The sequence below is a fragment of the Chryseosolibacter indicum genome (genome assembly GCF_018598585.1).
Lineage (GTDB): Bacteria > Bacteroidota > Bacteroidia > Cytophagales > Cyclobacteriaceae > Chryseosolibacter > Chryseosolibacter indicus.
The window spans coordinates 1-1,293 of record NZ_JAHESD010000148.1; the positions used below are offsets into that span (position 1 = coordinate 1).

The following is a 1,293-nucleotide window of genomic DNA, read 5'->3' on the forward strand; positions in this document are numbered from 1 at the left end:
TTGGCAAGGAAAGAACAGCATTAGAGACGCAGGCACTTCCATCGTCTGCGTCATTCCCCGCATGCAATACAGACTATGAAAAGTAGAAAGAAGCTGCGAGGGAATCCTCTGGCCTTGCAATTGTAACTATGAAATGCTGTTGCCTGAGAGACTTTGGCTAAATGATTAATGAAGTTAATAGACATTCGAAGTAACGATTATCGGAAGATTTTCCTGTCTGGGAATGATTATGAAACCTGCTCTTGGATAGCAGAATTAAAAGATAAGGATCAATTAAAAAATACGCCAGCTTAGTATTTAAGAATATCATTAAGGGTTTTGATGGCAAGCACTAAGTCATGTTCATCAATTGTTCCTAACCGTTCTTTAAGCCTGTCTTTTGAAACAGAGCGGATATGAAAGACGAGCATTTCCGATTCTGACTTCAGTCCATTGGACGCGGAAGGCTTTATCACTGGATTTCCCTTATAATTTTTGATCTTCGAGGTAAGCGGCGCAACAACTACAATTGGCAGGTACTGGTTGAGCAGATTACCGCTAATGATTACAACAGGTCTTCGTCCAGCTTGCTCGCTTCCCTGTGTCGGATTAAGATCCGCATACCATATCTCTCCCTGCCTCATTTTTCGAGCTGCCTGAAATAGTCTTCCAAGCCTTCTTCAGCTATAGAAAGAATTTCTTTATCAGTCGCAGCCTGTTTATAAGAACGAATATATTCTGCTTTTTCAAGATGCTGCAGGTAAAGTCTTAGCGCGTTTTCAATAAGCTTATTTTTAGGCATCGAAAGTTTGTTAGCCTGTTCTGTCAGTTCTTGTAGCAGATTATCTGGAAGTGTGCTTGTAAAGGTTGCCATAAAAATGCATTTTACTATACAAATATATATTATATTTATAAATTGTAAATATAATATATATGGATATTGTTTAAGGTAAATTTCAACCGCCTATATGAATTCGAGTTCAACGCAGTTGATTTCTCATCATAGGCTTGGGCAAGGAAGAGCAACATTAGGAAGGCGCTGGCACTCACATCGTCTTCGTCATTTCCCGCCTGCAATGGATACTATAAAAAGCTAAAAGATTGCGAGAAAATCCTTGGACTTGCAATTGTAACTATGAAATACTGTTGTCTTAACTTTATAAATGATTTTTGAAGTCAAAAGACATCTACTCTTCTGGTCTCCCGATTCTAAATAAACTTACTAAACTCATTCGGAAGGTCTTTCTCTCCTTACTTTTTTCCTTGATGAAAAAAGTAACAAAAAAATCAAGACATAAAAATGCTTCAACCGCA

General features: G+C 38.1%; 2 protein-coding genes. Both read right to left on the minus strand.

Translation table 11 applies throughout. From position 1 onward, the window contains the following. Positions 1–290: 290 nt before the first annotated feature. Positions 291–623 carry a type II toxin-antitoxin system PemK/MazF family toxin gene (locus tag KK060_RS24825; protein ID WP_254157984.1) on the minus strand — a complete coding sequence of 111 codons (333 nt, stop codon included), beginning with the start codon at positions 621–623 and terminating at the stop codon, positions 291–293. Further along, the gene (locus tag KK060_RS24830) at positions 620–853 is read right to left on the minus strand and encodes a ribbon-helix-helix domain-containing protein (protein ID WP_254157986.1); all 234 of its coding nucleotides are present in this window, start codon (positions 851–853) and stop codon (positions 620–622) included. Before KK060_RS24830 ends, KK060_RS24825 begins: the two co-directional genes overlap by 4 nt. Positions 854–1,293: the final 440 nt, after the last annotated feature.

What these genes read in the sequence shown, in the direction of transcription:
- KK060_RS24825 (WP_254157984.1), bottom strand. Translation starts at nt 623, where the DNA reads ATGAGGCAGGGAGAGATATGGTATGCGGATCTTAATCCGACACAGGGA.
- KK060_RS24830 (WP_254157986.1), bottom strand. Translation starts at nt 853, where the DNA reads ATGGCAACCTTTACAAGCACACTTCCAGATAATCTGCTACAAGAACTG.